Here is a 23,961-nt window from a genome sequence, read left to right as displayed (position 1 = left end):
CTTAATCTTTTATTTCTCGTGGTATATCACCGTACAGACAGATCAACTGATTGTAAGGCATGTCAAAACCCGAATTACTATTGCTGGTTATTTTTCCCGATTTTACACTATCGTTGCTGGGAAATGAAAAGTCGATATCTCTTTGTGATACCGGAAACCACTGGCGCAAAGTTACCGACGTACTATCGTTGTTGAGCGGGTTAAACGCTTTTACGTTGATGATTTCCCAACGAATTCCATCAGTTGTAATATGCTCCCGATGAAACCAGTTCGAAATATGACTGTTGGTGATCTTGAAGTTGGTGTAATTCCAAACGCCATGATTCATAATGGTGAGCCTTTGGAGAAAGAAGCGTTTCATCAATCCAAAAGCGATTGGTGAGCTTTTGCTATCGCCTATCCTTTCATCGGTATAGGAGAGGCAAGGATCATTCTCTCCGCCCGGTTTGTAATTAACAGCGAACATATATGGAAAATCCGTATAGGTTTCTGTAACTCCTTTCTGATCCTTTAAACGCCAACCACCAACACCCGAAACGCGGCCTTTGTAATAACATAATTTCGGTTCGAATATATTTTGAGCTTCACCGGAAGAAGTATTAGAAATGTTTTCTGGAACCAGGCAAACCATTTGAGGTGAAATACCTGTGACATCTTGAAAATCATTACAGAAATAATGCATGGTTGGACTGAAAAAACGGTTTTCGAATTCGGTTTTATCTTTGAATCTTTCGGAGAAAACGTATTTGCTGGATCCTAAGAGAATTTTATTTCGATCCTGAACTACTTTCAATGCACCGTCTGAAGAATCCTGTTTGAATTTAAAGACGTATTCCCGCGCTGCATCTGAGTAAAGAATGATTTCACTTTCTTTTTCTACGTCTTCAATATTGGTCCAGTTGAGCGTTTGATTATTGAAATATCCACCTGAAACGGTCGCTAAATTGTTGGTTAACGAATATGGGTGAGTAGGCTCAATGAGAACTGTTTTTTCTGCATTGTGGGTTGCAAAAGAAAGATTACACGTATCAATAATCCCTTTGAAGAAATCTAAAAACTTGTATTTTTGAAGCCCCAAATAATTATCAAAATCAACAGTACCACCTTCTGGTATTTTAAAAAATTCTGTTTTGAATGAAAGAACAGAAATATTTGATCTGCAAACAGTCGCTGTATTTGTTTCTTTAGAATTGACCACAATGCTACATTCAATAGTGTCATTCGGATTAATTTCAACATCAAACCAATCATAAACCACACCGGCGTCTGCACGTCGTCCAAAGGCCGGAGCTTTAACATAATTAATTAATTTCTCCTTTATATGCACTCCATTTTTAAACCAATTCACATAAATATAGAAATAACTCCCCATGTCAACGAGGGAATCAAAACTAATATCAATTCCAAATCTGGATTTCAGTAAACCAAAATGTGGCGTATTATATTTCCAAACCATACGAGGTGAAATGTAGGAATAGTCTCCACCAGGAATTGTTGAATTGTTATCAGCGAGCTCTTTGGAAACATTGAAATCAATCTCTTGATAGAGATCGCCTTCAATTCTGTAAGTATACTGACTTTTCGCTTCAATTTTGTGAATATCATATTTTGTACCTTCAGAAGTAAGAAACGCGCCCCAAGTCCAAGGCATTGTCAGGCGACGGAAATAATCGGTATTAAAAAATTCTGATCTTATAGAATACCCAACACTTTTAAAAGCCCAATAAATAATCCAGTACGGCGAAATACTGGGTTTCATATTCTCAACAGAATAAATGCGATCATCCCCGCCTTCAAAATCTAAAGGAACGGCATATTTTACCGGAGCAAAAACAAAAGGCATATTTTCATTTCTGCCATCATAAGCCCACGAATCAATAATGTTTTGCTTCGTAAAATCGAGACTTATATGCTTCAGTAAATCGTAAAGTGTAGTATCATTCAAAGCCAGAATCCAATCAGAATTCCCACCGAATGCATTTATTTTAAATCCTGTTACTCGACCATGCTGTTTTTTTGCTCCTTTTGTAATTGCTTTACCTGAAAAAACCTCATCACCATAAGCGAGAATTCGCAACGGCTTTATATTTTTGCTTTTTTGATCTGCAGAAACATCGACAACAGCGTTGGTTCCAAACGAATTTAAAATCTGTTGGTTTCTGAGTGTGCCAGGAAGATTAATATCTAACGCTTCACTCCCTTTCTTTTTCTGAAAATCAGAAGCATCTTCAAAAGCATAATCAATGGTTACAGGAAAATCACCAGATGCAATATCATAATCCAACTCTTCTTCCTCCAGATAAATTTTTAAATCTTTCATCGGAAATTAATTCTTTGATTAGACAATTGACCTTTCACCTGAATTTGGAATTCAAAAATATCTTTGGCTTTCTGCGGTATTTTGCATTCCTGAATTAAAAAAGGAACGTAGTTTTTTTGAAGTGAGTTTTGGAAACCATTCTCAATATCATACTCAATAAAATGCATCGGCGAATTGGCGAAATCTTTTATATATGATAATTCACTTTCAAGATAAAAAGAGGTTTCCAGTTCAAACTGATCTTCGGTAGTAATATTCTGACGATAACGGCCGCCTTTGGTAACGTCAAAGTTTCTCGACTGTGGTTTTTCCCATACTCCCGATTTTGATTCCTGCATTCTTTCCAGATGACGGAAATTCAAAGCATCTAACTGACCCATGGAATTCACAAAATGAATTCTGATATCACAACAGCATTCTTTTTTATTCAGCCGGGAGGTCATTATAACTTCATTGTTTTCATCGATTGCCTGAACCTTCCACTCTTCAACATCGGGGAAATAGACTTCTGGAAAGAAATCTTTAAGATTGGTTGCACCTTCTGGTAATTGTTGTACTTTTTTCATTAATCAAATTGCATTTGTAGATAATTGGTGAAAACTTGTAGTGGATCAGCGGTATGATAGATTTGAAATTCGTGGATAATCTGCGCAGTGCCGACTTCTTCAATTTCACTATCGGAATTAAATTGAGTCAGCTGTGAGGGCATCACTTCTGTACTGGAGTAATTAGATTCTGTGACAACGGTATTATTGTACCTCCAGGAATTATAATCAAATAATTCTGTAAATTTTATCCTTAATTCGGATGCAATCATGCCTTTGCTTTCATAGAAATTTTTAATAGTCATGCCTAAATCGATAGAATAAAAAGTTATAAAACGATCCGGTTCTCCAATTATAGGCCTAACTCTGGTAGAATACAAGCCACCAGTTGCAACGACATTATCAAAATCTTCCAAGGTTATTGTTCCAGGTGCTGGAGTTGTATCCTTGATTTCGTAAATCAGTATATTTGATTCTGCGAAATTTGCTTTACTATCGGTAACAATAGCCTTGTATTGATATTTACCAACAGTCAATGTGTTAATATCAAAAATGTTTGTAGCTAATTCTCCCAAAGAGATCCAACCAGCATTATTTGTATTGCTGAATAATTCAACTTTTTCAATGTCACTATCTGGATCCTCGGGATAGGTTTTTATTTTAATTGGAACAAATGCTCCAAATTTTAAATCAAAAACTTTTGGAGTTATCGTTTCTGAACTATCATTAGTCAGCCATTTTATGTTGATAGTCGGGGGATTAGAAACTTCGTTTATATCATCAGCCCAAACAATCTCTCTTTCATATTCCTGGAAATCAGTTGAGCCTTTTAATTTTGCAAATAATTTCACCTTTCTGATATCCTTATCACTCAAAAAAGGAAAGTATGAACTTTGATCAGCTGTGAGGAAATTTATTTTATTTCTTCTTGTTAGCGGAATGGCTTCATTATTCCAATCATTGGTTTTAAATGAGCTACACAGTGAAATTATATCCTGATTTTCTTCATTCTGAATCAAAATATTTAATGCAAAAAACTTATTTGACGACACCCCTTGACCAGTGCTCGGTAATGTATCATCAGTCCCTGGAATGGGTGGCGTTTGTTCAAATTCATTAAGACCACTTGCATTTAGTTTTGAAGTTCGCAACTTAACAACAATGTCAACTAATGATGAGTTATTAATTTCGATTTTATTACCATCGATTGGTGGGATGAAATACGTTAATCTTTCCTGAACTGCATCCTGAATATCAAAAGTATATTTACCTTCCTTGTCCGCCTTTGAACTGAAAAAGGTCCGGTAATACACCGAATTAATATATACATCGCAAAGGACTAACGTTGGAACTCCACCGGTTGATGTTGTTGCGGTACATGCAATGACCATCGGTTTATAAGCAGATAGTATTTGATTGGCAGTCGGTTGTTGGGTTATGATTGCTGGCATTATATGATTTCAGATTTTTGTTTAGCGACTTCAAATTCAAATATTTTATCGGTTTTTCCGTCGATGATTTTATCAATGATCTTTTCGGCCTTTTCCCAGGACAATGAGATAAATTTTTTCCTTTCACCTGTGTTGGAAAACTGTGAAGATGCAGCGGTTGACATTCCTTCTTTTTTATGTTTTCTTGCGGTTAAGAAAGCCGCTTCTTGCGCTTGAATGGGTGGTAAACCTCTTAGTAAAAAATATTTCTTTAAATCATCTACAGAAGGTAGTTTGCTACTTCTTGGACTTAATCCCTGATCCAAACTAATAGAATAATCCAAGGCGAAACCGCGTAAAACATATTTCCGATTCATTTTTTCAACCCGGAAAGAATTGTTTATAGATGCCTCCAATGATCCAGTCAAGTAATGACCTTGATCCCTTAATTCTTGGGTGAGAATCTTGTTTAGTTTTTCGCCCGCTTCTTTTAAAATGATCTCGCCGTTCATAAATAATTAAGTTTTTGATAAGAAACTTCTAACTCCATTAATGCAGGTTTTAGATTCCGGAAACTTGACAGAACATTATTGAGGCACAAAGGACAATTGCTCGCTTCTTTGTGAGGCTCTATGTAAGTAAACCAGATCTTAGAAAGTAAGATCATGTGCTCATCCATATTATTTGCTTTGGCATTTTTGATCGGGTCAGCCTCAGTAAGTAATCTTTCACTTCTGATTCTGTCCGGAATCTGCATAGCCAAGGTTTTTAAATAACTCATCAGTGTTGGTGTTGTGGGTGAATATCGTCGGTGCTTAATAAAATTGAAAGAGAATCTTTATCGAGGTGCTGATACTCGCTGTTTTGACAATTAGTATTTTCAATCACCTTCATGTCAAATGAAATGGCAACTCCTGAAAGTTTTGAAGTTCCCAGATAAGAAAACCGCTCTACCATATCCAGCGATGTTGAGAAAAGTCGAGGTGTTAATTTTGAAACTTTATCAAGAATATTGATAAAATTCAAGGCGCATTCCCGCATATCTTTCCAATCGTAAATGATCGGATGACCAGTTGTATTATTGGCCAAAGAATATTTAATGCCAAATGATCCGTTCCCTTGTTGAACCACGAAAACCATTTTCATTTTATATTCTGTGCCTCTTTCTTTAGGAAAATCTATTGGTGGAAATAAAGCAACCAAAGGATATTTCTTTGGTTTTAAAGTATTGATAATGTAGTCGCCGACTTTCTCATCATCAAGGCTGGAGCCGTACCCAGTTGCGATAGAAAACCGTCCGCCGATTACAGCGGATTGTGAGAATATGTTTTGAAATAGCGTATAAATATTAAGTTCATTCATTGCTCTGGTCTTTTTTTGTTATGAAGGCTCGTCATGTGAAAGCCTTTGCAGAACCGGCAGAAATAAACCCGTTTCGGGATTTTCTTTCGGTGGCTGGTTCGTTTTATTTTATTGACTTCTGTTTTGGCTGCGCGCCAACTTTGATAGATGACTTTTCCACCGCATTTTTCCCCATCCATATCATCGCTTCCAAAGATTCATCGGACATTTTTCTTCTTTGACCAAACTCTTTTCGTAGATCGGACAGCCACAGAACTTGCAGGCTTTCTTTTTTTCTTCCAATGCTTCATTCGGTAGTATTTTGGTGAAAGTAGTTTCCACAGCAAAAGGACAGGTTTCGCAAACCGCCATTCTTTCAGCAGAAAGTTTCTTCTGCTTTTCGGATGCATAGATCAGTGAACTGAACCATCCTTTTGCTATGTGGAAAATATTAATCATTATCGCATCCAGAAATAAACTCCCAAACCTCCGAATGCCATACACGCCAAAGCCACGGTGATAATCACACCGCAGCCAATTGCTATATTTTTGTTCTCTTTTGTCATCACCTTCTTTTTAAATTGGGATTCACATTTTTACCGTTTGATTTGGTCGTTTTCGCCGCTTCTCGGTTCATCTCATCTACCAATTTGTCTTGAATCGGTTTCATCAACACATTCCATCGCTCTCCCATTTCTTCGACTTGAAACATCAAGGCTGTATATTCATTGATCGTTAGTCCTAAATCTTTTGCCGACATTCCCGGAAGATTATTAAGAATATGCGACATTTCGTAAAGGGAAAGATCTTCAACGCTCATCGACTTCAACACATCGTTGTAATCTTTGATGTTGATATTCAAGTCATGCAATGATTTTGCATTGAACATGGCGAACGAATGGGCGATCACGTCCTCAATTATTTGATCTTTAGGAAAAGTGGTTTTCTTTAACTGCTTTTCGAATTCGGCTCTGAAATCTTTTTGATCCATACTTTTTTAGTTTTGGGTTTATAATTATTTTTTGAAAGTCTGTTTTTTAAATAAGTCGCTGCGAACTCTTCTCGCTGTTGTTTTGATAATTTCATTTTTAAAAAAAACCGGCTTAACTATGACGAAAAACCGGGAAAACTAATAACCATGAATGCACGTCTTTCCGTGCTGTCAACTTTTGCAGGTGTGGAAAAGATTGGACTCGAACCAATGACCCGGGATATTAAATATCCACTCATTCTAACCAACTGAACTACTTTCCCATTTTAAAACAATCCGAACCGAGATGATTCGGATTGTTGATTTTATAAGTCGTTATATTCTTTAGGACCAGACCTTTCGATCTTTCAGATCATGAATCTTGGGGACCTTAGGTTGTCTCTTCTTCAGATACGGTGTAGTTTTGTTTATAAAGTGGGCCAACATTTCTGCATCTTCTTTAAATAGTGAAACCGATTGCGTTTTTTCTCCATCTTCCGAAGTCAGCGATAACAATAATTTTTGGGTACCGTCATCAGTCTTGTGAATTTTGACCTCTCCTTTCATGTCGAACGTATCACAGAAAACTTGATACTGGCTGGTGGGTTGTGCTGCTTTTTGCATTGTGAAGATTTTTACCAATTGAACTTCTTGATCGTTTACCATTTTACTCGAGACGAACTCGGTTTTTGAATTTTCCTTCGTGTCGGGAATGGTTGCCCCGGCCCACGTGAAAGAAGTAATTAATACTCCTATCATTAAAAAGGAAGCTAGTCGCTTCATGATTTCTTATTGTGCATTGGAATTTCAAAAACATGAAATACCAATCCTTTTTCATTTAATTGATAAGTCCCAATAAAAGTATGTAATACACATGGGTGTAATTCTTTACCAGTTCCTACGATCATAAATTTTCTTTTTATTTTTGGTTGATCCGTGTCAACCATTACCCAAATACAAGGAATTCCATTTTGCAATTGCATTGACAGTATTTCGGCACCTTCTGGGATACTTAGTTCATTAAACTCGTAGGGAATAGTGTATTTGTGAATTGTTGTCATTTCTTACTTTCGTAGTATTCGTTAATATTTTCGTCAAAATCTTTCTGGTGACTCGACCAGATCAAGATGTCATAAGCCTTGGTTTCTTTGATGTTGTCTAAATTGCTTTGTCCGTTACTCTTGTAAAAAACGCTCGCATTTTCAGCAACGTAAATCATGAAACTCATCCAGCCCCATTTTTCAAAATGCTTTGTTAAATTGGGTCCGTTACTTCCTTTTGATTTCCCGAAAACAGAGAACTTTGAAGAAAGGCAATCATCGAACTTTGCAAAAAAAAAGCGATATCTAAAACAATATCCATAGGCAAGTCTGCCATCATCTTTAATCTTTCGCTTTGTTCGAACTCTTCACTCAACCAACTTTCGTCTAACTTTTCATCTACTTTCCGGAAATAAACAACGGCCAATCTTTGAAGCGCTTCGAACTTTCCGGCTGCAAAGTTTTTCATATCGTTGGTGATCACTTTGCCAAGAATCAATTCATTGAAAGTCATTGTATTTTCAAAAGTCATTTGCGGGCTTGCTATGGTCCACAGTTCGTTTTTAAAATGATAATTCTCGTACAAGGTTCTTTCTTCTTGTGGTTGAAAAATCGGAGCGAGAGCATTGTCGAAAATCGAAAATACATGAGTGATATCCGTTTTGTAAATTTCTTCCAAAGGAATCCCGGTAAAGAATGAAACCGACTTACAAGCCATATCCATTTTGATTTCAAAGAACTCTAATTCATTATCCGGATCCGCTTTGCTTAGAAATGTTTCTAAATCTTTTCCGTATTGCAATTGAAAATCAATAACCTGCTTCAAGGTTATTTCGCTCAATGAAGCAGGACAATTGTAGGATTTACCGTTATGATTGATTTTCATTGGCTCCGTCTCCAGCGTTGGGAATATCATTACCTTCTGAGCCTTCACCTTCTGAATCTTCTGATCCTTGGTTTTCTAATTCTCGAATTTTGGCGGCTTTTTCTTCATCCAGTTTGGCTTTATCTTCCATGGCTTCTTTGATTTCTCGGATTAGTTTCAGAGTAACGTTTTGCTTGGTCGGATCAGGAACGGTTATTCCGGATAACTTCGCAACTCCCAAAAGTTCTTCTCTCGTCAATGCTTCCTGAAGTTCTTTTTCGTCACGGCCAAAGAATCCAGCATGCAGTTCTGTTACTTTCTGCTTAAAGGCCTCTTTTTCATCCGTTGGAACATCAACCTTTGCCGGAACTTGTTCTTTTTCCAATTCACCAAGATCTAAACCCATGAAGGTTTTAGCAGGTTGAACGGAATTTGTAGAATCAACAGTACCGGTTACCTCTCCAGCAAATCCACCGACGTGCTTCAATCCATTGATCAAGGTTTGCATTGTATTAGCAACACGAAGGCCTAACATGGCTTCGCTTTTCAACTCTTCCAGGGCGTAGTCTTTTGCTTCTTCAAGAATTGCTACGGCTTTTTGAACGTTTTCATTTTTCATTGACTTTGTTTTTTTTGGTTAGAATTAGGTATAATTCAATTGTTTAGAATTGTAAATTTATTAAATAATCTTGTATATTATACAATTATTTTAATTTAAAAAATCAAGAAGATCATTAAGTCGCTCTTCATCGTCGGAATCGTAAGATTGTGATATTGCCACATTACTTCCAGAAGTGTCGTTTTCATCGAAATCAAACCACTCGCGCATCATGAAAGCATCCATAACATCGGGTGATTGACCATCAAGAAAGTTTTTCATTTCAACTTTTGGGATGACGCACAATTTCCCATCTTTATCAATATTTCCACGCTTAACAGCTTTTCTTTCCCAAAGTAAACGTTCACGCAAAGTCATTGTAGCATCATACTTTTTGTTGGCTGCAAATTCAGTTACAAAGTATTCGCCACGAGATACAGCGTCACCCGAATGATAAAAGCATTGAGATTTAAGGTGATTGTAATTTTCTTTTTCGCCAGATTCGTTGTTTGGTAACACCGTTCCACCATTTCGGAATTCCTGAGCGCCTTCGATAAATCCATCTACGAACTGACCAACGCCGTCGTTATCAAAAAGAATGTTGGAGAAAGGAACAGAGTAAGCAAATGCATATTCTTTGATTTTGTCGATCACCTGCTTACCGTTTGATTTTCCCATGACGTGGAAATCAACTAACCTTTTCCCAGACCAAACGAAAATAATAAACTTATCAGAACCTTTCAGCGCGATATCGGTGGTGATGAATTTTTGACCTTCTGGAACGTAGGAGTTCGTGAAAATATCATTGAATTTTTTGAAATCATAGATGTCATTTCCTTTGCTGGAGATCTTCCAGTTCCCACCCAAAAGGCGAACCTTCTCATCTTCTGAAAGTAGATTCAAGTTACCCAAATAACCAGGATTGATTTTTAAAAGTTCTTTGTTATCGTAGATGGAACCGCCGATGAAAGTAAATGATTTGATGAAGTCATTCGGCTGAACTAATCCGCCTGACGCTTCAACTTGAAGATCAATAAAAGCCTTGCACTTTTGATACACCTCATCGGGTGTGGAACCCCAAACAAACTTATCATTTTCAGAAGCGAAATAGCGAACCACGCCTTGACGTTCAAGAATAGGGAAACCGTAATTAGGGGAATTAGGATCCTGTTCAATATACCACTCTACCAAATCGGCAACCCAAGAATCAGGGTCGGGATTGCACGTTGCACGAATGTAAGGTTTTACGCCACACGTGGAACGGTTACGCGAAAGCATGTATAGAAACATTGATTTCGTGAAGTGTGTGAGCTCGTCGAACATGATGAGTGGGATTTCTGAACCCTGCCAATCGTACTTATTGCTCTCGTGCTCCATGTGGGAAAACTTGATCTTAGGACCTTTCTCAAATTTCCATTCGAGGGTATTTTCCCTCGGTTTTGCTCCACTTATTTTTCGGTACAATTTACCGGAGGCATCCCATAAACCGCCCTCCGTTCTAATCATTGGAGTGGTACGACGAAAACAAACGGCACCGAAACCTTTCACGTGAATATGCCGAATAGGTTCCAGAAGTAAAGAGAAGGTTTTACCCACACCAGCAGCACCACCGCCCACCACAATGTCAGCGAATGAAGATAGGGCTTTCATTTGGTAACCATCTTGAGGTCTAATGTAGTCTACTGCTGACAATTATATAATTTTTGCGGGATTTTGTATATAAATTAACGGCTATTGTTGTTTTAATTCTTCGTTGTTAAAATCGAAATAAAAATTTTGCAGGTGGTGAACATATTTTAATTCAACACGAAAACCATTTCCTACTTCAAAGGTTAATTCTGTACATTTTAAATTGTCTTTAAAAAGCAACTCACCTATAACGAGCCCCCACGGAAATCTTTTAAACCCAAACTTCAACAACCATTCTTCTGTGACAGGAACCGCTTTGATGCATTTTTGAAGAGTAGAATAAGTTAGAATATCAATCAGTAATCTTTTATCAATAACATGAGTGCCTTTTTTATATCCGAAATCATGAAAACCCGTGTCCACATGTATAATATTTCCTAGCCTTAATTCTTCTATTTTCATAATTTATCTATTATTTTCTGGAATTTGAAATATTGAAACTTGGGTTGAGTTTTCTGGGAGTGGATTATCTGGATCGTTGGAATGAATGAATCTTTTCGCTGGATAAAGATTTTCAAGTTTCGACATTTCCTTTTTCACCGCTAAGATGGTTCTGATTCCGGCAGGCGTTTTTTTATTCGCTGCTGACATTCCAGTAAGAATTTCTTTGAGTTCATCAATTCGGGCGTGTCGCTTGCTTTCAATATTTTCATCGGCTTCTGGCTTCCATCGGTTAAAAGCCTCGTTAATGTATCGGCGCGCTTGTCTGTTTTCAACTTTGAAAGTGTCTTTTACTTTTTTTAAAAGTTTGTAAGTTGGCATACCGGAAATAATCCAACCCATAACGGATTGAATTCTCTTTTCTTTTTCAAGTGTCGAGGCTTTTGACATGGTGAATTAAATAACTGTCTGATTAAATAAATTAATTTCGGTTTTGATCTTATTTTCAATTCTTTCTTTTCCTGCTAAAAAATATTCTTCATCTATTTCTGTAGCAATGCCGTGAAAAGTTTTATCCGGGTTTTGATTTTGAAGATTGATAACGGCTTCCATACACGACATAGAACCAGCGAAAAAATCGGCGATTACTATTTCCTTCTTATCTTTCGGAAGTACCAAATTTAAAAGACGCTCCAATAATCGTACGGGTTTTTGGGTTGGATGGATTGAAGTGTAGTGTTCTCTCTTTAGCTTAATTATACTTTTTTCATTCATCCCGTCAATTATTGCCTGTGCGGTTGAAATGCATCTATTTACTCTTTTTCTTCCTGAAGTTATAGTTGTTGACGAATCATAATCGCCATCAAAGGAAATTTCACCATCATTAAAATATTTTAGAAGCGCTTCAAAATGTTTTTTATTTCCGAAGGAACTATTGATCCGGCTTACATCAGTTTTAATTGCTCCAATATCAAAGGATCTCATTTCTAAATAAGGAACTTTAACTTTAGAAATAGAGCCATTTCCTTTTGAGAAAATTGAAATAGTTTCATGAATTCTTGTAATGGCCATTAGAGGACTGCTGCCATAAGATTTATTCCAGATTATTTCTTCTTTGAAGGTATATCCAAGATATTCCAAAATTGTATTCCAACGGTAAAAAGAAGTCCCACGCCCGAACATTATAATAAAACCATCTTTTGTCAAAAGTCTTTTGCATTCAGAAAAGAATTTCAACTCATCAAAAACCCTTTCGAGCTTCTGGTTTTTCAGATATAAATACGGTAGATCAATGCAAATAACATCTACACTTTCATCTGAAAGGGTTTTCATTATTTCTAAATTATCTGCATGGTGGAGTTGAATTCTTTCGAGCATGGTACAAAAATATAAATTAAAAGTTGTATATCATACAATTTCAATGGAATAAAAAAAACAAGCGGTTACTGCGAATTAGAATAAAGAGTTGACCTCAATAAGTTTTCATAAGCATAATAGATTTTATTCCATAGTTTTTGCGGCTTCAGAAGATCTTTATGAATGAATTTCCCGTCTTTTATTTTTGTTACGGTTAAATCTTCATTGATGTAAACTAAGCCTGCATACTCCGGAACTTCGCCTTTGGAAATCAATCCAGCAGGAACGGCGTAAAAGAATTTATTAGGTAATCTTTCATTTGAAACTCTTCTAAAATCTATCATGGAATACGGGTTGAATTTTAATCGAATGGACCACTCGTTATATCTTTTTTGCCGATAGTCCTGATATTCTTCTGCAATGACCAATTCGGGAAAGTTTTTGCAGAATTCCCAAGATGGGTCATAATTCGTTCTCATGCCTTTCTTATCCATGAAGTATTCATTCCCTTTATCGTTTTCCGCATGTATTTGATGTTTTATTTTCTTAAAATCAGCCTTAAAGTCTGAACGGCTTATTTTTATTTCAAATTCATAACAGTATCCTGATGGAAGAAACGTTAAAAAATCGCTTTCATTTTCGAAATAAAAAGCATTTGCAAACTTAAATTGGTGTGATGAAAATTTAGTGTATAATGCTTTTTGAATTATTTTTTCTGTCATTTTTTTATTTTACTATTTCCTTGAGATCACTTTCAATATCCAAATAATTATCGTTTATTTTTTTAATGGTCTTGGTAAATGCTTCCAGTTTTTACCATCGGTGATACTTTGAATTGTGCTTTTATTGACATTGGGAAAAAAATATCTTTGTAATAAAACTTTACCAAGTCCAGTTTCGTGATGTTTTGCAATAATATTTTTTGCGGTTTCTTCTGAAACAACGCAAACGCTGGTATTTAAGCCGGTAGAAAATGCATGTAAAATATTTTCACTTCTAGTACACCACTCTAAATTTTCACCACGGTTATCTGTCTTAATTCCGTTAATATGGTTGATGTCTAGTAATTTAAAATTTTCTTCTGAATGAAATGCTATTCCAATAATTCTGTGAACATATTGTGTTTTTCTTTTCATTGATACAACCAAATAACCTGTTTTGGCAACTGACTGTTTCATTATTTTTTCAGGAGTATTGTAATATACATTACCATTCCACTTTGGTTTTGACAATGCTTTTAAGCGTCCTAAATTCGACGCTAAATATCCATCAAAACCATTGATGTCTTTCCAGATTTCATTAGGTAAACTTTTTAAATTAGTGTTTTGCCAAAAAGGAATATTGGCTACATTTGCAGTAGTTTTCATAATAAGTTACATTTATTTTGATTATTAGAAACCGTATCATGTTGTCGCATGGTGCGGTTTTGCTTTTCAAATATACAAATTATTCCATTCAAATCCTTCTCAAAATCGGTATAATTCAAAACGGTATATCGCAAAACTTTCCAACCAGCAATTTGGCAAAGATTATATTTTTCACAATCAGTACTGAATCCCTGAATGGTTGTATGTCTGCTTTTTTCAGAAATGATTCCTTCGAACTCAATTCCCAACATCAGTTCCGGGATCGCCCAATCAAATCGAAATTTTCTTTTTTGATCAAACTGCAGTTCCTCTACGAAATGCAGACCACTCGATTTTAGAACCTGAATGATGTGCAGTTTGTATTTCCCAATTGATTTTGGAATGATCACCTTATTTTTCGGTACCGGAGGAATGTGAATTGATTTCACTTTGCCCTGGAGTTTATTTAAATCGGCTTTTGTCCAACTCATTATTTATTTCTGTTTATTAACCGACCTCACCAGTACCAAAATTTACAATCATACCCCAATGACCACCGCCCCAAGATATATTGTTTGGATATTCGCATTCGTAGCCATTTTCTTGACACCTTTCGCATTCGTCATCTTCACATCTCCCACATTCTTCTTCTATTGGTTGTAAAATATCTTCAAAATCAAATTCATCTGAGGTTACGTCTGTTTTACTGTCAATTAAAATCAACCAATGATAAGGGCGATTGTTTATTGTTCCTAGGTAAACTAATTGTAATCCATCGCCAAGAACATTTTCGCATAAATAAGGGCAATATTCTGGATATTTTTGACCCCATAAACTTGGAGTTCTTGGTGCAGTTTCTTTGGCAATCCAATCTTCAATAGAGAGCCCAGCCACAAACACGGGTTTTGTCGCAGACGAACTCTCGTTACGTAACGTCGTTTCTTTTTCCATTGTTCTTTTTGTTTTTGATTGTTAAATTTTATATGACCCAAGTTGACCTAGCGGCGTAGGCTCTCACCCTTCAATTCGATGATATTAAACATCTCAAACAAACGATCGTAAACCCTTTCACCGTACTTGTTTGAAAGTGCTTCGAGGGTTTCATCAACCGAGGTTCCGGAGTAGTTGAGACTGATGAGTGTTCGGGCACCAGAAGTGTATCTCATCTCCAAAATGTCCTTGAAAATTTCGATTTTACCGTAATTTGAGGCGGTATTCTCGGTCATGATGTCATCAAAATACTTAAATCCGACTTTGTAACGGTTCCAAAATGCTTCTTTCTCAGAGTGGTCTAAAATCGATTCAAATTTTTTAACGATGTCATTAGCCGTAAAATATCCAAACCCCAATTTATACCGTCCCAAAAATTGATCTGTGCCGTTTTTGTCGATTACTTTGATCGGATGATTGTTTGCGTTGGCGAAAATTTGATAAAAAGTTTTTAAAATGCAAGTCTTACCCGTTCCGTAAGATCCAATGATCATTAGCCCTTTTTTTAGATTGGGATTTGATTTATTGTTGAGAAGCGGGGATTTATAAAACCCGTCTTTTTCGAGGAAATAAGCACAGAGTGTTCTGGCTAATTTTCGACCTTCACCGTTATTGCAATTTTCGTCAAAGTCTTTACCGTTGAAAAATTTAAAACCTTCTTTGAAAACTGCGTAGAGATTATCAACGGGGATTGGGTGAAGATCCGGAAGGATTATTTCTTCTTTTTTCGGTAAAGAATTGAGATGATTTTGAAAGTTTTTTTGATATTCTTCGTAATCTTCTTCATATTTTTTTGCAATCGGATGATCAGGTTTTATAGCTTGAAGCATTTTGATTGCAGAACTTTTTGCGGGCGGAATTAACTTATCGCCTTTTTGCTCTTTGGAGGTTTGCATGTGGTTGATTTTGATTTTGAGGTTTTAGGGATTTTGCGTGCACGTTTGACCGGAGCCAAAATTCAAAGTTTTTTGAAAGATCGGTTTCGTTTTTCCACGTATTTTCGGAATGCCTGGCTTTAAATTCTGAAAACTCGGAGATGCAGGTATGAATTCTTTCTTTTGAAACTTTGAACATCATTGCCCATTGATCGATAGAAATTTGTTTTGAAAGCAAAATTTGTTGAGTTGATGAAGATGAAAAACCGGGGCTTTCTTCTACTTTCTTTACTTTACTTTCATTTACTTTACTTTCATCTACTTTACTTTCATCTACTTTACTTTGTGTACTAATGTTTACATTAACTACATCTTTAGCGGGGTTAATGTTTACATTAACTCCTTCAATTAGTAAATATTTAGAAAATTTGACATCTTTTCTTCTTTTTACAGCTTCAAAGAATCGTTTTTGGATTCCGTTGGAGGTTAAAACTTTATGTTCACAAAATAGAGACTCATCAAAGAACCCATATTTCACAAGCTTAATTACAACCTCTTCTATTAATCCGGCAGACAAGCCACCAAGTCGGGCCATTTTGTTTTTAAGTAGTTCAGACCACTCCACGAAATATCCATTCTTGTATATTTCACAAAGAAGCCTCAACGCGATTATTTCACCTTTCACAGCGAACTCCCCCGAGATGGCCAATATCTTTTCGTCTTCAAAGAAATCAACGTCCAAAGGGAAATAATCTAATCCTGTTTTTTGCGGTCTTGCCATTTTTACTTTATTTAAATTTTATACACCTGTTTCGAAAGAGAAACCATTTGCTTCCAGTGGATCGATTTCGCCGTTCTTAATCATTTCGTCATATTCTGCTTGCAGGATTGGTTCGGCTTCTTTCCAGCATTCAGGGCAATAGTGATTGTCGCCCGCATCCTGAATCATTTCTTCAAAGTTTGATCTACCTGAACACCAGATACACTCTTCCAGATGATTATCCGGCTCCCAGAAAGAAAGTTTCCCTTTCACGTTGAGAATTGGATTTTTGTAGAGGATTGGATTGGCGAGAACCCAGTTCCATATACATTGATTACCTAATTGTTCAGGAAGTTCAGTTTCTTCCGCCCAAATGCTCGAATGATTAATTACGCAATCCACGATTTCAACTTCTCCGATGATGGCCGAAACTGGTAAGTCTGAAAATTTATCAAAACCATTTTCTAGGAATATCTTTTGTGCGATTACATATTGTTCTTCGGTTAAAACCCGTAGTCCATTCAAAACTTTGGTTCCTGAAGCATGAATATAAATCCGACCTCTGAAATTGGTTTTCCAGGTTCGGTTTTCGATGTCTTTTATGCCGTGAGCGATTAGTGAAGCCCAAGGCTGTTTTATTGATAGTGCTTTCATATTAATTTGTTTTTGTTCTTTCCCAGTCGATATTTAAATTAGATCTGTTCCTATATGAGACTTGCATTTCTTCAGCTTCAAGCTCAGCAATTGCTTCTTCACAATCATCCGAATTTGAATAATCAAACATTCCGAAAATATAGCTGTCAGGACCTTTTACATTTTCCTCTAAATCTAAAATTGAATAAACAGGACATTCTTTCAAATCTTTATAAGCCTCATGTTTATTAAAATATGCACCTCTTTTTACTTCATCAGAAATAAGATCTTCATCTTCTTTTACATCTAAACTCCTCGAACAAATAATATATCTATCACTTTTTGCCATCACAGTCATCGGTAAACTTTCACCGATAAAATATACCCCCTGATTAATTTTAATTTTACCCATCATTCTATTTTTTAAAAACATTCATAATACTATCTACTACACTTACCGGAACAATATCATCAGCACCCGTCACAGCGTCCGCGATTTTCTTTTTCTCCATGATCAACTCATACAGCCAATTATCGATTGTATTTTCGCCCAAAAGCGACGTACAGCGAACTGATTCTGGTTGTCCCATTCTGTGGCATCGGTCTTCACACTGTTCTAAGTCTGCAAATGTCCAGGGCAATTCCAGAAATAAAACTTCTGAACTGGCGGTTAAAGTCAAACCAACTCCTGCAGCTCTATGAGATCCGATGATGATATTGGTCTTTTCGCTTTTTTGGAAGGAATCCACGGAATTCTGTTTTTGAATTTCATTTTCAGATCCGGTAACTCGTACCGCTTGTGGATAAATTTCACAAAGCAGATCGACCACAATTCGATGTCGGCAGAATACCACGATCTTTTGTCCAGAATCTACGATCTCGTCAATGTATTCTCTGGCCGCTTCAATCTTTCCTTTGGCAGAAAGTTGCAGCAACATGGTGATTTGTACGATAACCGCCGACCGCAATTTCTTAGCAATCTCTTTATCTGTAAAATCATTATCCACCAGAAAAGCCCGGAAATTATTTTCCGCTTTGGAATATTCTTTTTGAATATCAGGGTCCAGACTGCAGAAAATTGTTTGTCTCATTTTCGCTGGAAGATCTTTTAAAACCTCATGTTTTTCACGTCGGAAAAAACAGTTTTTGTTGAGTAAGAAATTAAGTTCTTTTAAGTTGGATGATCCAGAACCACCTTCGCAATACCTCGCTTTAAAACCATTGAGTCCACCGAATTTTTTAAGACGGGAAATAATACCCAATTGCGCTAATAAATCCGATGGTTTGTTGACCACAGGCGTTCCGGTTAATCCGATGATGTAGTTCTTTCCACGTGTTACCCGAAGTGCAATTTTTGAGCGCTGAGACTCCATGTTTTTGAGTTTATGAATTTCATCAATGATCACCGATTTAAAGCGGTCGATTCGTGGGTCCATTTCAATATCAGCAGAAGTTTTTAAGTCTGCTTTGTTTGGATATTTTCGAACAAAATACTTTCTCAAGCTTTCGGGATTGGTAATAAATACATCAGCTTCACCAATTTCGTAATACACATGCCAGGAAGTTTTTATTTTGTCATTCAAAACAATTGCTTTCCGGCCAGTCCACTGTTCAAATTCCCGCAACCAGTTTATTTTTAAAGCAGACGGACAGATCACCAAGGCAGGAAATACGTCTTCACCTTTAATGGCAGCACCTTCTAAGGTGGCAATACTTTGGAGGGTTTTCCCGAGTCCCGGCATGTCTCCGTTGATATACTTTTTCAATTGAATACCGCGTGCAACTCCCTTCTTTTGATAGTCTCGCATTTCACCCATTAAGAGTGGAATATGAAAATCAAGATCCGGAAGCGGTGAAATAACATCAACTTCTTCTGGCAGTTGTTCCCCGATTTTAATGTGGGAGGCTTTGCAAATTTTTCCAAGCGTGTACACTTCTTTTATGAAGTTGGCCGGGACGATGTATGCTTTTTTCTCCCAATTAAATTTGGCGACAGAAACATAGTTTCGAAAGGTGATAGAACTGTTGTCTTTTTTAAATTCGAAAGGTTTTTCTATGGTGTCCCATTGGTTTTTTGGAACCAAGAAATATCCTATTTCGGTTGGGTGCGAGATATATTTCCCATCAAAAATACTGGTGGTCCATTCGATCACTTTCACGATCGACTTGATCATGTTGGTATGGTAATCTTTGAACCGTCCAAAATCTACTTTGAGGTGAAATTCGTTTGTAAATTCTACTACTTGCATTTTAGAAATGTTTTTTTAAGATTTTGAAATCGCTCGGAATCAAAAGCTTTTGCCCTTTGTGCGAGTTTGGTTTTGTAGAGGAAACCATAAGTTTTAAGAAATTGATTAATTGTTTCATCTTGATGTTGTTTTTTAAATTCCTCGATCACTTCCACGGCTTCCAATATTGAAAGTTTTCCTTCTGATTTTTCAATCTCCTGGAAGATTGGTTTTAGAAGCCGGAGAAGTTCTTGAGTGGTCATTTATTTATCTTTCAATTACAACTATTTCCGCATTGATTGCAGTTCTCTCAAAATCCTCTTGCATATCTTCACGATGAATAACTGTGAACAGTTCAAGGGTTTCTACCAACTGTTTTGGCCTTTCTTTATCTACAAATCCTTTTGGTAAAAGCAAGATCGCCAGTCCACCGTTTTCAAGTAAATCATATAAGAGTTTGAAAAATTGAGTTAATTCTTTGATTTCATACGGAGGATTAGCCACGATATTCATCCATTTAGGATCTTGATTCATGTAAGAATTAATATCTTTTTGTTCGCTTAAACACCCTGTAAACTCCGAGTACATTTTTAGAATTTCAGAATTATTGTCAATTCCTTTTACCAAAAATCCTTTCTCAGTTAATGGTTTTGTAAGCATTCCAAATCCACAACAAGCATCAAGAACATAAGGTTCTATACCAACTGTAGTAAAGTATTCATCTGCTAATTCTGCGATTCTTTCAGCTGTTGCTGGAGGTGTGAAAAATTGAGAGTTATAAACTCCAGCACGTTTCTGAAATTCAATATAGGTTTCATACATCCAATTGGGATTTTCTTCCGGATCCATATCGAAAGGAAGTTCACCGTGCTGTTTGAAATATGAGTAAATCTCAAATGGAGTTCCTGGCTCTGTATTTAAATGATTTTTGAAGTAAGAATTATTTAAAGAAAATTTCTTTTTGCGAGTAATTTTTTCAAAAGTTGGAAGATTGGATACATCAGTAGAAGGTTCAGATTCTACGTCTAAAATTTCCACACAAGCGGAACATAAATCATCTTCCACCCAATGACAAGCATGTCCTGTTTTTTCAATACACTGAATGCAATTATCATTTGTACATCCACAAACTCTACATATTTGTTCAGTATCAGTATTATCTGATTTTACATAACATGAATGACATAAGTCTCCTTTCCACATTGCAGGAACACTAAATTCTTCCAGGAAATCATCATCTGACTTTTTGCAACTAGCACAACGTTTTACAGTGTCGATTTTGCCGTCGATTTCATCCTGCAGCACTTTAATTCGTTGATCAGATTTTATGATTCTTTTTTCTGCGATCGCAGTTTGTTCGAGGGTGTATAATTCAATTTCGTTTGGAAAATAATGACCGAAAATTGAATGCATATATGCAGCACGATCATGTTTTTGGAAGTCTGCAATGTTTTCCGAAATTAAAGATCTTTGAATGTGGTGTCTTATTAATTTATTCAAAAATGAGTCGGAGAAAATTTTATCTAATTGATTATGTCGGTCATTATATCCTAGTTTTTGTCCGTACTCTTCCTCGATCCACTTATCATCCTGATAGGAAATGATTGAAAGTGCCAATGCTTTTTTCTCACAAAGTTCCAAAGTATCTGAATTGAGCATTTTGTTATTTCGCTCTTCGTTCTTTGTAATTTCTTTTAAAGCCCGGATATAAATTTTTTCCCGATCTAATTCAAGCGCTCTATCCGCTCGCGATTTAATATTAAAAATCTCGGTTTTTATATTTTCTTCCGGTGAACTGGTTACGCCTTTTTCCACGGAACGGCCTGTTAATGTAATCCAGATAATTTGCCATGAATATATATTAAAGGCTTGAATAGAATGTTTATTATCCTCAATCGATCCATTGTAATGATTCCATTTTAATACTGTTTTACCATTTGATGCAGCAACATTTCCTAAATGTTCCTCCGGTTCGCCATAATTACAAACCAATTGAATTCCGGGATTTTCATCAATTATTTTTTGAAGTTTATTTGACTGAAATATTTCCGTTTTATTCTCAAAACATTTTTTATCAAAACATCTATTATCTTCCAAATCAGGAAATAATACTGGATTTCCAAAAGATGACTTTGGACAAGTAGAACATGGACCAGCTTCCGGAACCAAGGTTTCGTCCTGCAAATCAAACTTTGCATTATCAAGGAAATTATCCTGCAATTCATATTTTAGATCGGAAATAGTAGGATAAAAATCATTGGTATAATCAGAAAGAATTTCCTGTTGAGATTCCTCATCAACTCTGGCCAATAATACAGCGTGACCAATTCCGAATTTTCCGGCTTTAAAATCATTTTGCAGATCCATGATGAGATCATTTAATTTTAATCTTTGCGCAACGAAAGTTAGATTTTTTGCCACTTTCGCAGCGATATCTTCTATCGTGTACTTTCCGGATTCTACCATTCTTTTGAAAGCAACCGCTTCATCCATTGGGTGAACATCTTTTCGTTCCAGGTTCTCGATGATTTGGATTTCGAAAACCTCATCATCGTTAAATTCCCTGATCGAAACTGGAATAGTTTTCACTCCTGAAATTTTAGAAGCCCGAAAACGACGTTCTCCACAAACGACTTCGTATTTTTTGTTATTATCGGGATGAATCCTTGCTATAATTGGTTGCAAAACACCATGTTGTTTAATTGATTCTGCTAACTCTTTTAAGGAATTCTCTTCGAATTCCGTTCTTGGGTTGGTTGAGCTTGCAACCAATTCTGTTAATTTTAATTCTTTAAATTCTGTCATTGCTTTGTTTTTGATAATTGTTGTTTTTAAGTCTTGTTTCCCATGCTTTTATGCCGCAATCTTTAAAAAGTCCATTACTTTTATTCCTTTCCAAAATCAATTGTAATTCTTGATCAGTCCTTTTTAAATTTAAAAGTTGCATCTTTTTCTGAACCTGTTTTTTTGTAAAAACCCTCTTACCTTTTGTAAGTAATTTGCCAATTTCTATATTGCCGATTGACTTGTAATTATTCAATAAGAAATCAGTTTCAGATTTCGACCATCTTCTCATTATTACTTTATGAAATCCGTTTACATATAACTCGCTTCGAAATGAGGTATAGCAAAATTTAAAATCAAATTCTTTCACCAAATGGTTAAAAAGATTAATTGACGTTTTATTTTTAAAATTTTCTTTGATATACTCAAGTTGATCATATGTGAATTTCATTTATGATATGGTTTTATATAATTTCTCGATTTGTCTATTGCAACTTTGTCGTGTCTTATATTTTTTCTTCACTTCTCCATTCAATAGAAATTCAAAGTGTTTATTTCCTATTTTATGAATATTTGTTAGCGAACCCAGTTGATCAAGTTGGCCTTGCATATATCGAAACCTTGATCTCTTTTTTAATGGGTGGATATTGTTTTTCATTACTCATCGCTTTAATCTTCTTCTCCAGCTTCAATAATTGGCTCAGCGATTCTCTTCTTTGATTTCGAAGTAGAAACTTCAACCGTTACGCCTTCAGGAAGATTGTTTTTCAAATCCTTAATCACGTCGGATGGCATAGAGAAAGCTTCGTCATCATCTTCATCACCAAAATCTAAAGTTCCAGTCTCAGAGCGTGGTGCTTGTTTGCCGTCCATGTACTCCAGTACTTCGCTAAGAATTACCTCTAAAATTTCTCTGAGGTATTCATCGAATTTATATCCGTCTGTTTTTTCTTCATAAAGCTTTTGAGAAGGCGTTGAAAAACTGACCGATTTGTCATTGCTCAAAACTTTAAATCCCGTGATTCTAATGGTTTGCGCATCTTCAGAACCGCCCAATTCGAAATCGGTAACCTGGTACTTCTTTTCAATATCTTCTGGAAGGAGTTCGCCTTTTTCGATGATGTCTTTCATTCGATCTGTTGGTAATTCTTCAGTCAGAAGAATAAAGTGAGGGATCAGTTTCTCAAAGGCTCCTCTCAAATCATCATGAATGGGTGCGGTGGACTGCGTTTTGTTTTTTGCAGATACGCCGTTGTCCTCCATGTTGTATTCGTAAGCGAGAAAGATTCCGCCTCGAATACCTGCTTTTTTAATTTCAATTTTGCTCATTACTTATTTTTAAAAATTATTTACCATTTGTATTTTCCGTTGTTCAACTTTATTTTAGTCGTTGAGAACTTGAATCTTTCAAAGATTTTCTCCTGCTCTGGTTTTTTACATTTGAAAACAAAAAACTGCTGATTTCCAAAATTGGTTTTTCGCTTTTCGAAGCCTTCAAAAGTGTAAATATGACCTCCAATGTCGATTTCTTCTCCAAATGGGAGTTCTGATAGCTTTACTTCTGCCATTATTTATATTCTAATTTTTGTAAAAGTTTATCTGCTAGTTCCACGGCTTTCTGTGCGATAAAAGTTGGAGAATTAACATTATTAATTAATCCTTGCATTGCTAATCCTGCGAAATATTCGCGTTTGGTTAATCCTCCCATTTGCTGTGAAAAGTTGTCGTTCTGATATTCAATTTTCAACTCGTTATCTGCACCTGCAAATGATGCACTCATAGGATTTATTGGTTTATCTGCATTTTTCAT

Annotated in this window: 32 protein-coding genes and 1 tRNA gene; all 33 read right to left on the bottom strand. The window is 36.1% G+C overall.

Going from position 1 to position 23,961, the window contains the following annotated elements:
• Position 1: 1 nt before the first annotated feature.
• The 33 genes from FNJ88_RS11140 to FNJ88_RS10990 all read right to left on the bottom strand — a co-directional run bounded on the left by FNJ88_RS11140 (position 2) and on the right by FNJ88_RS10990 (position 23,961).
• Complete coding sequence (locus FNJ88_RS11140) at positions 2-2,320, bottom strand: hypothetical protein (RefSeq protein WP_143853192.1); 2,319 nt, start codon at positions 2,318-2,320, stop codon at positions 2-4.
• A complete protein-coding gene (locus tag FNJ88_RS11135; RefSeq protein WP_143853191.1) occupies positions 2,317-2,886 on the bottom strand; it encodes a hypothetical protein in 570 nt (189 codons plus the stop codon). Before FNJ88_RS11135 ends, FNJ88_RS11140 begins: the two co-directional genes overlap by 4 nt.
• A complete protein-coding gene (locus FNJ88_RS11130) occupies positions 2,886-4,316 on the bottom strand; it encodes a hypothetical protein (protein WP_143853190.1) in 1,431 nt (476 codons plus the stop codon). Before FNJ88_RS11130 ends, FNJ88_RS11135 begins: the two co-directional genes overlap by 1 nt.
• Complete coding sequence (locus FNJ88_RS11125; RefSeq protein ID WP_143853189.1) at positions 4,316-4,807, bottom strand: hypothetical protein; 492 nt, start codon at positions 4,805-4,807, stop codon at positions 4,316-4,318. The genes FNJ88_RS11130 and FNJ88_RS11125 overlap by 1 nt, the downstream gene beginning before the upstream one ends.
• Complete coding sequence (locus tag FNJ88_RS11120; RefSeq protein WP_143853188.1) at positions 4,804-5,076, bottom strand: hypothetical protein; 273 nt, start codon at positions 5,074-5,076, stop codon at positions 4,804-4,806. The genes FNJ88_RS11125 and FNJ88_RS11120 overlap by 4 nt, the downstream gene beginning before the upstream one ends.
• Positions 5,076-5,657 (bottom strand): hypothetical protein, encoded by a 582-nt coding sequence (locus FNJ88_RS11115; RefSeq protein ID WP_143853187.1) that lies wholly within the window; start codon positions 5,655-5,657, stop codon positions 5,076-5,078. Before FNJ88_RS11115 ends, FNJ88_RS11120 begins: the two co-directional genes overlap by 1 nt.
• Positions 5,658-5,837: 180 nt before the next feature.
• A complete protein-coding gene (locus FNJ88_RS11110; RefSeq protein WP_143853186.1) occupies positions 5,838-6,095 on the bottom strand; it encodes a hypothetical protein in 258 nt (85 codons plus the stop codon).
• 106 nt (positions 6,096-6,201) lie between these two features.
• On the bottom strand, positions 6,202-6,627 hold the full coding sequence (locus tag FNJ88_RS11105; protein WP_143853185.1) for a hypothetical protein: 426 nt from the start codon (positions 6,625-6,627) through the stop codon (positions 6,202-6,204).
• Positions 6,628-6,814: 187 nt separating this feature from the next.
• Positions 6,815-6,890 (bottom strand) — tRNA-OTHER (locus tag FNJ88_RS14350).
• Positions 6,891-6,951: 61 nt separating this feature from the next.
• The gene (locus tag FNJ88_RS11100) at positions 6,952-7,389 is read right to left on the bottom strand and encodes a hypothetical protein (RefSeq protein ID WP_185145818.1); all 438 of its coding nucleotides are present in this window, start codon (positions 7,387-7,389) and stop codon (positions 6,952-6,954) included.
• Positions 7,386-7,667: a hypothetical protein gene (locus tag FNJ88_RS11095; protein ID WP_143853183.1), complete on the bottom strand. Its 282-nt coding sequence runs from the start codon at positions 7,665-7,667 to the stop codon at positions 7,386-7,388. The genes FNJ88_RS11100 and FNJ88_RS11095 overlap by 4 nt, the downstream gene beginning before the upstream one ends.
• Positions 7,664-7,834: a hypothetical protein gene (locus FNJ88_RS14345; RefSeq protein WP_185145817.1), complete on the bottom strand. Its 171-nt coding sequence runs from the start codon at positions 7,832-7,834 to the stop codon at positions 7,664-7,666. Before FNJ88_RS14345 ends, FNJ88_RS11095 begins: the two co-directional genes overlap by 4 nt.
• A 26-nt stretch (positions 7,835-7,860) precedes the next feature.
• A complete protein-coding gene (locus FNJ88_RS11090; protein ID WP_143853182.1) occupies positions 7,861-8,532 on the bottom strand; it encodes a hypothetical protein in 672 nt (223 codons plus the stop codon).
• Complete coding sequence (locus FNJ88_RS11085; RefSeq protein WP_143853181.1) at positions 8,516-9,130, bottom strand: hypothetical protein; 615 nt, start codon at positions 9,128-9,130, stop codon at positions 8,516-8,518. The genes FNJ88_RS11090 and FNJ88_RS11085 overlap by 17 nt, the downstream gene beginning before the upstream one ends.
• 90 nt (positions 9,131-9,220) lie before the next feature.
• Positions 9,221-10,801 carry a terminase large subunit domain-containing protein gene (locus FNJ88_RS11080; RefSeq protein WP_143853180.1) on the bottom strand — a complete coding sequence of 527 codons (1,581 nt, stop codon included), beginning with the start codon at positions 10,799-10,801 and terminating at the stop codon, positions 9,221-9,223.
• Between the two features lie 39 nt (positions 10,802-10,840).
• Positions 10,841-11,200: a hypothetical protein gene (locus tag FNJ88_RS11075; RefSeq protein WP_143853179.1), complete on the bottom strand. Its 360-nt coding sequence runs from the start codon at positions 11,198-11,200 to the stop codon at positions 10,841-10,843.
• Positions 11,201-11,203: 3 nt separating this feature from the next.
• Complete coding sequence (locus tag FNJ88_RS11070) at positions 11,204-11,629, bottom strand: hypothetical protein (protein ID WP_143853178.1); 426 nt, start codon at positions 11,627-11,629, stop codon at positions 11,204-11,206.
• A gap of 6 nt (positions 11,630-11,635) precedes the next feature.
• Positions 11,636-12,556 (bottom strand): DNA methyltransferase, encoded by a 921-nt coding sequence (locus tag FNJ88_RS11065; protein ID WP_143853177.1) that lies wholly within the window; start codon positions 12,554-12,556, stop codon positions 11,636-11,638.
• Between the two features lie 65 nt (positions 12,557-12,621).
• A complete protein-coding gene (locus tag FNJ88_RS11060) occupies positions 12,622-13,257 on the bottom strand; it encodes a hypothetical protein (RefSeq protein WP_143853176.1) in 636 nt (211 codons plus the stop codon).
• A 54-nt stretch (positions 13,258-13,311) separates the two neighbouring features.
• Positions 13,312-13,902: an NUMOD4 motif-containing HNH endonuclease gene (locus FNJ88_RS11055; protein ID WP_143853175.1), complete on the bottom strand. Its 591-nt coding sequence runs from the start codon at positions 13,900-13,902 to the stop codon at positions 13,312-13,314.
• Entirely contained in the window at positions 13,899-14,372 is a 474-nt protein-coding gene (locus FNJ88_RS11050; protein ID WP_143853174.1) for a hypothetical protein, read from the bottom strand. Before FNJ88_RS11050 ends, FNJ88_RS11055 begins: the two co-directional genes overlap by 4 nt.
• A 16-nt stretch (positions 14,373-14,388) precedes the next feature.
• Positions 14,389-14,832 carry a hypothetical protein gene (locus FNJ88_RS11045; RefSeq protein WP_143853173.1) on the bottom strand — a complete coding sequence of 148 codons (444 nt, stop codon included), beginning with the start codon at positions 14,830-14,832 and terminating at the stop codon, positions 14,389-14,391.
• A 47-nt stretch (positions 14,833-14,879) separates the two neighbouring features.
• Positions 14,880-15,767, bottom strand: a complete 888-nt coding sequence (locus tag FNJ88_RS11040; protein WP_143853172.1) for a hypothetical protein — start codon at positions 15,765-15,767, stop codon at positions 14,880-14,882.
• On the bottom strand, positions 15,736-16,527 hold the full coding sequence (locus FNJ88_RS11035) for a DUF4373 domain-containing protein (protein WP_143853171.1): 792 nt from the start codon (positions 16,525-16,527) through the stop codon (positions 15,736-15,738). The genes FNJ88_RS11040 and FNJ88_RS11035 overlap by 32 nt, the downstream gene beginning before the upstream one ends.
• Before the next feature lie 18 nt (positions 16,528-16,545).
• Entirely contained in the window at positions 16,546-17,160 is a 615-nt protein-coding gene (locus FNJ88_RS11030; RefSeq protein ID WP_143853170.1) for an ASCH domain-containing protein, read from the bottom strand.
• Position 17,161: 1 nt separating this feature from the next.
• The gene (locus FNJ88_RS11025) at positions 17,162-17,551 is read right to left on the bottom strand and encodes a hypothetical protein (protein WP_143853169.1); all 390 of its coding nucleotides are present in this window, start codon (positions 17,549-17,551) and stop codon (positions 17,162-17,164) included.
• 4 nt (positions 17,552-17,555) lie between these two features.
• Entirely contained in the window at positions 17,556-19,388 is a 1,833-nt protein-coding gene (locus tag FNJ88_RS11020; protein ID WP_143853168.1) for a DEAD/DEAH box helicase, read from the bottom strand.
• Entirely contained in the window at positions 19,379-19,630 is a 252-nt protein-coding gene (locus FNJ88_RS11015; RefSeq protein WP_143853167.1) for a hypothetical protein, read from the bottom strand. The genes FNJ88_RS11020 and FNJ88_RS11015 overlap by 10 nt, the downstream gene beginning before the upstream one ends.
• Positions 19,631-19,634: 4 nt before the next feature.
• Positions 19,635-22,172 carry a ParB/RepB/Spo0J family partition protein gene (locus FNJ88_RS11010; protein WP_143853166.1) on the bottom strand — a complete coding sequence of 846 codons (2,538 nt, stop codon included), beginning with the start codon at positions 22,170-22,172 and terminating at the stop codon, positions 19,635-19,637.
• Positions 22,159-22,602, bottom strand: coding sequence for a sialidase domain-containing protein (locus tag FNJ88_RS11005; protein ID WP_143853165.1), 444 nt, complete (start codon positions 22,600-22,602; stop codon positions 22,159-22,161). Before FNJ88_RS11005 ends, FNJ88_RS11010 begins: the two co-directional genes overlap by 14 nt.
• Positions 22,603-22,820: 218 nt before the next feature.
• On the bottom strand, positions 22,821-23,480 hold the full coding sequence (locus tag FNJ88_RS11000; protein WP_143853164.1) for a hypothetical protein: 660 nt from the start codon (positions 23,478-23,480) through the stop codon (positions 22,821-22,823).
• A 20-nt stretch (positions 23,481-23,500) separates the two neighbouring features.
• The gene (locus tag FNJ88_RS10995; RefSeq protein WP_143853163.1) at positions 23,501-23,719 is read right to left on the bottom strand and encodes a hypothetical protein; all 219 of its coding nucleotides are present in this window, start codon (positions 23,717-23,719) and stop codon (positions 23,501-23,503) included.
• Positions 23,719-23,961 (bottom strand): hypothetical protein, encoded by a 243-nt coding sequence (locus FNJ88_RS10990; RefSeq protein WP_143853162.1) that lies wholly within the window; start codon positions 23,959-23,961, stop codon positions 23,719-23,721. The genes FNJ88_RS10995 and FNJ88_RS10990 overlap by 1 nt, the downstream gene beginning before the upstream one ends.

This window comes from Chryseobacterium sp. SNU WT5 (genome assembly GCF_007362475.1).
Classification (GTDB): domain Bacteria; phylum Bacteroidota; class Bacteroidia; order Flavobacteriales; family Weeksellaceae; genus Kaistella.
This window is presented reverse-complemented; position numbering and strand designations above follow the sequence as displayed.